The organism is Algoriphagus terrigena DSM 22685, from assembly GCF_000429445.1.
Taxonomy (GTDB): domain Bacteria; phylum Bacteroidota; class Bacteroidia; order Cytophagales; family Cyclobacteriaceae; genus Algoriphagus; species Algoriphagus terrigena.
Genome location: NZ_AUBW01000008.1, coordinates 232,377 through 240,100 on the forward strand (window position 1 = coordinate 232,377; position 7,724 = coordinate 240,100).

The following is a 7,724-nucleotide window of genomic DNA, read 5'->3' on the forward strand; positions in this document are numbered from 1 at the left end:
ATCAGTTGGGATTAGATGAATACATAGATTTCTGAGATTTCTTCACCGGGGGCGACTTTGACTGCTCCGGATCGGGTGGGATTGGGTAGATGACCAAATAATACCCGATTTCCAGGCTTTCTTCTAAGCTCTAGGTTGAGCTTCGGGTTTTCGAAAAAAGGAATCGGTACCTGAGATTTGAAGATGACGGTCTCCGCATTGTTGATCTTCACGTCGGCGTTGGGAGCGGCCCCCTGTTGTTGGAAAGTGTAGGTGGCGTATGGGGAGCCGGCGGGATTGCCCTTGTCCAAGATGGAAAGCTCGGCGCTTCCGAGATCTACTTTGTTATTTTGACTGACGATGATGTAGGTCCACTTGGTGGCTTTTCGCTTCAGATCAACTGCGTAATATTCTCTGGCTCCATATAGGTGAGCCGGAGCTGACCTGTAGGCGATTTTCAGAATGCCCAAGGCCGACTTCACTTCCGGATCTTGGGTCAGGAAGTATTCCTTTTTCCACAAGTCAAGCGTGTCTGCCTCATTTCGCAGGACTAGTGTATAGTTGCCCTCGGGCTTTCCTTTCAGATCAAGCTTCAGGAGAAACTCTCCTTTATCATCAGGTGTCAACTCAAGGTCCAAAGGCAGTGCATCGCCGGCTTCATCCAACCCAGAAGGGATCTTAACACCAGCAGCATCCTTGATCTGAAGAAGTGCTTTTGCCGGTGCCGGATTGAGATTCACCCGGGCGGTAAAAGATTTTGGCCTCGATCCGTCCCAGATGTCCAGGCCGATTTTTTCGGGATTGCTGGGGTCGGTGGATGCGGTGGCTGGCAGGCTTTTGAACGCTATAAAGTCGCCGGATTGGTAGGTTCTCGACCCTTTTGTGAGTTCTGTGATGGTGAAAAACTGGGGAGAATTAGTGCTTTTGAAAAAGAAATTAAAATCCATAGGCGGAGCCAACGACACTTCTGGAGTGGTAAGGTCAGCTTCCGCCCGGTACAGCACCACAATCCCCTGGGGGGTCTCTCTCCAGAGCATTCGTCCTTTTCTTAGCAAGTCTTGGGTTTCCTGCGTAGGCACTAGTTTGATATCCTTTGCGATACCGTCCCTGAAATAGTCGTGTAAGATGCTCACCTCGAAAAGCCGCGAATAGATGATGTTCATGACTTATGGCTTGAAGTGAGAAAAATCTGTTCGATAGGCTCGCCGCTTTCTTGGATGGCATTTTCCTGAATCCGCAGCGTTTTGACCTTGTAGAGCACACTGGGTAGGTATTTGGCGCCTACCACCGACCAAAAATTGTACAACTGCTCAAAGGAATAGCTGTAGAGCTCAACCACGATCTTGGTCAGATTGGGATCAAAGCCAGACAGTGCTGGGCTGTTTTCCGGAGTGAAGACATTTTTGCTCTGGAAAAATGCGATCGCATAGCTCAGCTGCTTGAGGCCTTCGACGTAGTCATCCGAGGAATTATTGGCCAGTTTGTTCTGAAAGTTGGCCGTAATCAAGACATAGAGATTGAGCTGAATCTCAGGATTCCGTTTTTCCACCTTTCCGAGAGCGTTGATAAAACGGCTTTGCTGCTCCTTGTTTGTCCGTTCTTCCTCGATGTTGATGAGCGATAGCCCAAGACTTTGGTCAGGGATGGCAATGCCCTGTTCGTTGGTCACGCCGGACAAGAATATCCTCGCAGTGAGCGGGTCACCGACTTTGAGCTTAATAAAGGCATTGAGCTCCTGAGTTAAAAATTCCAAGGCGGAATGGATCATGTTGAAAAATCGAATTCAGAGAAAAATTCAGTGGTTCTGAAGCCATAAATTATTCAAGCCTAGTCCTCAATGACAGGAAATAATATAGTACTATGACTTTTTTCCTGTGGCTTTAATCTAAATAACATGCTGATATTTAGTCAATTAATAGCAATGTCATTGAAGAGTATTGACCAAAAATTTGATATTGGCTCCTGCCTAGAAAAGCCAGGGGTAAGATTGGTGGATCGACAGAGAGTTCTTGATTAGTTTCGTCTTGACGCAATCCAACCGTCATAGCGGATCAGCTCAAAATCTATCGGATTCCAGTGATAGATTCCCTTTCCGTCCTGAAGATTCAGGAGGTGCTCATTTTTCACCAAATCGTTCCAGGAGCTTACCGGTGCCTTCGTCTGAATCCCGCGCAAGACGTGAAAGGCACTGTCAATCCGGATGCTGATTTTTCCTTTCCACCGGTGGAGGAGTTTTCGGAGATTTTCCACTTTATAATCCAGCCAATCCACCTCATTTTGGTCAAAAAGGATCATCAGCTCCAGCATTTTGGACCCCAGATAGTAGTTGGGCATTGTCTTGAGTTCTTGTTGGCATTCGTGAACCGAGCGGAGGGCATTTTTGAAAGATTGCTTTCTAAACAAAAGAAAGGCCTCCCAGTACTTCCATTTGGGGGAAAGCTCCGGACACCGCTGCATCAGGTCTTTTCTGAGGAGTGCCGCTGCTTCATCGAAGTGATCTTGGTGAAACAATGCGTACCAATGGTATTGCGAAAGCTCCAAGTGCTTTTCTTTGGAGTGGATGACACCTGATTTCTGATGTTTGCAGTTTTGGATGACTTCTTGGTATTGACCTGTCTGGAGGAGGAATTTTTGCTTAGTCAGGAAAAACTCCTCGTAGACCTCCCGATCCTCGGAATTTTTCTCAAAACTTGGCTCAGACTCCAAGATGAGGGATTTAGCTTCTTCAAAGTTTTGATCGGCGATTGATTGCCTGATCGTGCTAACCAGCCCCCAGTTTTTCCGTTCCGAATCGAGTTGGTGGAGGATTTGACCGAGATACGCATTCTTCTCACAGGGCACTCGATCTTCGGATTTGGGATGGTGCTGGTTGATCAGGATCGCCAAATGGCTCTGGATGATCAATTCCAGTTCGGGAAGGTCTTCTTTTCTGATGACCTCATTCACTGAAAATCGCTGCGCGACGTCAAAGATGGATAGAATCAGGTCCGGAAAATCAGACGAAATCGCCGTCCTAAGGCTTTTCTCCAATAATTTGGCGCCATCACAGCGGAGGCCCCTGGCGAGCAGAACCTGACTTTGCAGCAATAACTCGCTGCACCGGATTCTGGTCTTGATGTCACTAGAAAATGAATTCGCGTTTAGCAGCGGAAGCAGTTCTTCGAGCTCTTCTTTGACGCGCTTTTTGAGTTGGTAGTAAGCTGGATTCTCCTTTTGTCCATAGATCAGCTGACTGATTTGTGCGTCTTTAAGCGCAGGTTTTTCCACGAACACTTTGAGAAGCTGGTATTTTTTGGAACTGGCCGAGTGTCTAGTCGCACAGAACTCCAGCAACTGGTTTTTTTCTCCAGCAGTACAGGTAGAGAGAATCTGAAAAATAGAATTCATAAAAAAGCAACACTAAAAGTGAAAAATCGAGGTTCAATCGAACCTATCGCTTTTAAAGATAGACGGTATCTGTCTTAAAGACAAATGGTTAAAAAAACTATTTCAACCTAAAAATTCCCGGTTCAGATTCGACATAGAGACTTTTCAGCGCGGGCAATTCTTGCAGCAGTTTTTCGAAAATCCCCTCCGGATCTACCACGGTTTGTGGCTTTTGGGTGTGAAGATTCTGATAGATTTTGGCTTTTTGCTCCAGTGTTTTTTCCGATTTTAGGTACACCTTCGCCAGATTGAAATTGAGAAAAGGGCCGCCAAGCGGATTGTCCAGATAGGGAGAGGAATCTGACGACATGACCATGATCGATTCTCCCGGTTTAAACTTCGATCCCCGGTTTTTGGTGACAAAATAAGGGGAGTCCGTCTGGGTTTGTCCGAGCCAATACCAGCATCCGGCCGCGGGAATTCCAAAAAGAAGTACCAGAAAAGCGATCTTTCCGATCATTTTTTTTGCGGTGTTCAGGAAAAAATGAGTGATCAAAAACGTCAATCCCGGGATGAAGATCAGGAGTTGGTAGGTCGCCTGCCTTTTAACCAAAAGAAATTCCAGCAGCGAAAACAACAGCCAGACGATGATCATCTGTCGCTGTTTTTGCTGGTTGATCGTGGAGCCTCTGAGCACTGTGCTGTAGAAGAACCCAACTAACGCCAGCAACAAGGGAAACGCTCCCAGGATTGCCCACACGATCTGGGGCTGGTACCGATACTTTTCATAGGCAAAAACCATCGGCCAAATCTGGAATGTCTCACTCAGACCGTTGTTCCAGAAATAGAAGATCAACAGCAGTAGAATCGGCAGGAAAAACCCGACCAATGACAACAGCAACTGACGAAAAGAAAATCCGCTGATCGCTATTCCCGTGAAGATCATGTAAGGGAGAAAAATCGCAAAATTCAGATGAAATCCGGTGGCGATTCCCCCGTAGATGCCGATCAAGAGTGTCGATTCGCTTGTCTCTTTTTGCAGGACGGTTTGGGAGAAAAGCTGGCCGATCGCCAACACCAGAAAGGTGCTTCCCAGCAATGCCGGAGACATCCCCACCAAGTCAAAAGACAGGTGAAAAAGAGCCGCCATGATGATAGCCGGGAGATAGGTGTTTTCCTCAAAAACCCGATATCGGATCAGGACCGTGTTCCAATAGATGATCTGAAAAAGGACCAACAGCCTTCCAATCAGTTCATACGCCCATTCACTTCGTCCAAAGATGACGTGGACAAACGTGAAAAACCCTGCAGACAAAGGCCCCGTATCATCGATCACATCCAAGTAGAGGTAGTAGCCGTCACTGAGCCGCTCTCCCAGCACCATCCAGACGAGCCGGGGTTCGGTGAGAGGAAAAGAGAACAGCGCCAGCGTCACAACGGCCAAGACAATGAGGTAGATTGCTATCCCAATCAGTCTGAATGGATCGTTTACTTTAAAAAAACTTAACAAGGTTTCTGAGAAGGAATGGGTTGGATTGGGCCGAAATTAAAGCTTGCCCAAGTATTTCGCTAAATTTGTACCACAAATACTTCACATGGAAAGCAAAAGACAACAAAAACACGCCAAACTTCTTCAAAAGGAGCTTGGCGATATATTTCAGAAAGAAGCAAAACCGCTTATCGGCAAGGCCTTGGTTACCATCACGCGGGTCATGGTCAGTCCGGATCTGAGCTTTGCCAAAGTGTATCTGAGTTTTTTGCTCGCTGATCCCAAAGCACTCTTTGATGTGATTGATGCTCATAAAAAGGAGATCCGCCATGACCTGTCCAAGAGAATCGGAAAGTCCGTCCGGATCATTCCAGAGATTGCGTTCTTTCCGGATGATTCGGCAGTCTATGCCCAATACATGGATAAGGTGATCTCTGATCTGAATATCCCTCCGGCTCCCCCAGAGGAAGAGGAACAGGAAGAAGACGAAGATTAATAGCCGCAGCTTTGAATCCCAGTTCTTTTATCGCCGGCAGATACTTTCGCAGTAAGAAAAAGCGGAATTTCATCACTGTGCTCTCCATCATCTCGATGGTCGGAGTAGCGGTGGGGACGATTGCTTTGGTGGTCGTCATGTCGGTGTTCAACGGACTGGAAGATTTGATTCGGAGTCTTTTTGCCAGCTTTGACGCAGAGCTGAAGATCGAGCCCGCCAGAGGCAAGAGCTTTCTGGCTCCTCGGGAATGGCTCGCCGAAATCGAGAAAATCGAAGGAGTGGCGATCTTGACCGAGGTGATCGAGGATAACGTCCTTTACGAGCACGATGAGAACCAGCTAGTGGCGAAAATCAAGGGCGTCTCTGACAATTTCCTGGATCAGGGGAGATTTTCCAAAGGGTATTTTTGGGGAGACACCACGCTGGGCACGGATCTCAGACCAGGAGCCATCTTGGGCAGAGGCGTGGGATTTTTTCTGTCGATTCATCTCAACGAGCCCAATTCTACCCTGAAGGTATTCTATCCCAAAGCTCCTAGGTCGGCCGGCAGTATTGATCCCAATCAACTCTATACCTCAGCACAACTGGAGCCGAGGGCATTTTTCAGCATTGAGCAGCAGTTTGATGACGGATACGTGATCGCACCGCTCGATTTTACCCGCGATCTGCTGAACTATGGAGAAAAGCGCACGGCGCTGGAGATTAAAGTGGGAGATGGCTTCTCGGTCTCAGATGTGCAGCGCCGGCTAAAGGAGCATCTTGGCTCAGACTTTCTGGTCAAAAATGCCGACGAGCAGCATGCCGGGTTGATCCGGACGGTGAAGCTTGAGAAACTTTTCGTCTTTCTCACCCTCACTTTTATTTTAGCCATCGCCTCGTTCAACATTTTTTTCTCCCTGAGCATGCTGGCGATCGAAAAGAAAAAAGACATCGCCGTACTCAAAGCCATGGGGGCTAAAGACCGGTTGATTCGCCAGATTTTTTTGAAGCAAGGCGCGCTGATTGCGCTCAGTGGGGCTGTGATAGGATTGGTCTTGGGATACCTGATTGTCCTGGCCCAGGAGAGTTTTGGGCTGGTTTCGCTGGGGATTTCCTCGGCGGTCGTAGATGCCTATCCGGTGCGGATTGTTTGGTCAGACTTCATTTGGATCGGTATAGCCGTTATTTCCATTACGCTGCTGGCTTCATGGAGACCGGCGATCATCGCCGCCCAGGTGGATACGGTGCGGGAGCTTTAGCTTTTTTCCGCCGTGGCGATGGCTAGCCTCCTAATTTACAAGAGGATAAGTCTTTTTTCAGTAAAACAGAATATTGTTAAGCGGACCGAGCAAGCTATTGGAAAAAAAAGGCAACAAAGTGGGTGATTTTAAGGCATTTTTACCCAATGAGAAAATAAGAATCTCGGTTTAAGGCACGTTTATTGAAAGAAAACCAAAAAATCAAAAAAATATCATGCCGATGAAAGAGTATGCCCTTCTAGCGTTTTTCCTTTTTTCCGGATTCTCAGTTGCTATAGCACAGGATTCTACAGAAACTCAAAACTCCTTACGCTCGGGCACGATTACCAGCCAATTTGACTACATCTACCGCGTCTCTAATGGTTTTCAGGAATACGAGGTGGTCAAAAAAGCGAACTTGGAACAGCTCAAATCCAACGTCCTCGACTCCATCCGCACTTTGTCCAAGAAAGCGACAGATTTGAACATTCAGCTACAAAGTCTGAATGACTCTGTGGTCATCGTAAAACAGCTTTTGACCGCTGAAGTAGCCCAAAAAAACGAGGCAATAGCAAACCGAGACAATTTCAGCTTTTTGGGAATCGGGATTCAAAAGACCGTTTACTCCTCGCTGATGTGGATGCTAGTAGTCCTACTATCCGGTGCCTTGGCATTTTTTGCGTTTCAGTATTTCAAAAGCTTTGGCCGGATCAAAAAGGCTGAAAATGATTTTCTGGACGTGCGGGAGGAATTTGAACTGCATCGGAAAAACACACTCGACCGCGAGCGAAAGCTCAAACGGGAGCTCATAGACGCCCAGTTGGGAAAAAATTAAGACCGAGCCGAAGATTTTCTTCGGCTTTTTTTTTTCTGAAAGTCTGGTTAGCTTACCCCATAGTTGTTCCAGGACATCAGTTTTGGCTAAGTTTTTTCTTTAGAGAAAAGTTTTTTCTACGTGCTCTTAGGCAACAGCTGTGGGTGCTTAGCGTCTGATATCAGTTTTATGCTCGGGGTATAGTCCACCAAAAAAAAGACGACCTTTTCTAGTTGGACGCTAATGATTTAAGTTTTTGGAGCCTTTTTTCTAGGCGCTCCATTTCCGCTTTTCTTCGTTCATCAATGATCTCCTGCCTGAGTTGAGGTTCTTTATAAGGGGTATTGTCCCTGAGAATATGAT

General features: G+C 46.9%; 7 protein-coding genes. 3 read left to right on the forward strand and 4 right to left on the reverse strand.

Features of this window, described 5'->3' with window-relative positions; translation table 11 throughout:
• Window positions 1–11 precede the first annotated feature (11 nt).
• The 4 genes from G459_RS0109365 to G459_RS0109385 all read right to left on the reverse strand — a co-directional run bounded on the left by G459_RS0109365 (window position 12) and on the right by G459_RS0109385 (window position 4,855).
• Window positions 12–1,142, reverse strand: coding sequence for a hypothetical protein (locus G459_RS0109365; protein WP_026967424.1), 1,131 nt, complete (start codon window positions 1,140–1,142; stop codon window positions 12–14).
• Window positions 1,139–1,747: a Pvc16 family protein gene (locus tag G459_RS0109370; RefSeq protein ID WP_026967425.1), complete on the reverse strand. Its 609-nt coding sequence runs from the start codon at window positions 1,745–1,747 to the stop codon at window positions 1,139–1,141. Before G459_RS0109370 ends, G459_RS0109365 begins: the two co-directional genes overlap by 4 nt.
• A 245-nt stretch (window positions 1,748–1,992) precedes the next feature.
• Entirely contained in the window at window positions 1,993–3,366 is a 1,374-nt protein-coding gene (locus tag G459_RS0109380) for a hypothetical protein (protein WP_026967426.1), read from the reverse strand.
• A gap of 97 nt (window positions 3,367–3,463) precedes the next feature.
• Window positions 3,464–4,855, reverse strand: coding sequence for a hypothetical protein (locus tag G459_RS0109385; RefSeq protein WP_026967427.1), 1,392 nt, complete (start codon window positions 4,853–4,855; stop codon window positions 3,464–3,466).
• 85 nt (window positions 4,856–4,940) lie between these two features.
• Here G459_RS0109385 and rbfA point away from each other — a divergent pair, with 85 nt between their 5' ends.
• From rbfA to G459_RS0109405, 3 genes are all read left to right on the forward strand, one after another.
• Window positions 4,941–5,330 carry a 30S ribosome-binding factor RbfA gene (gene rbfA / locus G459_RS0109390; protein WP_026967428.1) on the forward strand — a complete coding sequence of 130 codons (390 nt, stop codon included), beginning with the start codon at window positions 4,941–4,943 and terminating at the stop codon, window positions 5,328–5,330.
• Window positions 5,331–5,341: 11 nt separating this feature from the next.
• A complete protein-coding gene (locus tag G459_RS0109395; protein WP_026967429.1) occupies window positions 5,342–6,568 on the forward strand; it encodes an FtsX-like permease family protein in 1,227 nt (408 codons plus the stop codon).
• Window positions 6,569–6,788: 220 nt separating this feature from the next.
• Entirely contained in the window at window positions 6,789–7,382 is a 594-nt protein-coding gene (locus G459_RS0109405) for a hypothetical protein (protein ID WP_035455544.1), read from the forward strand.
• The last annotated feature ends 342 nt before the right edge of the window (window positions 7,383–7,724 follow it).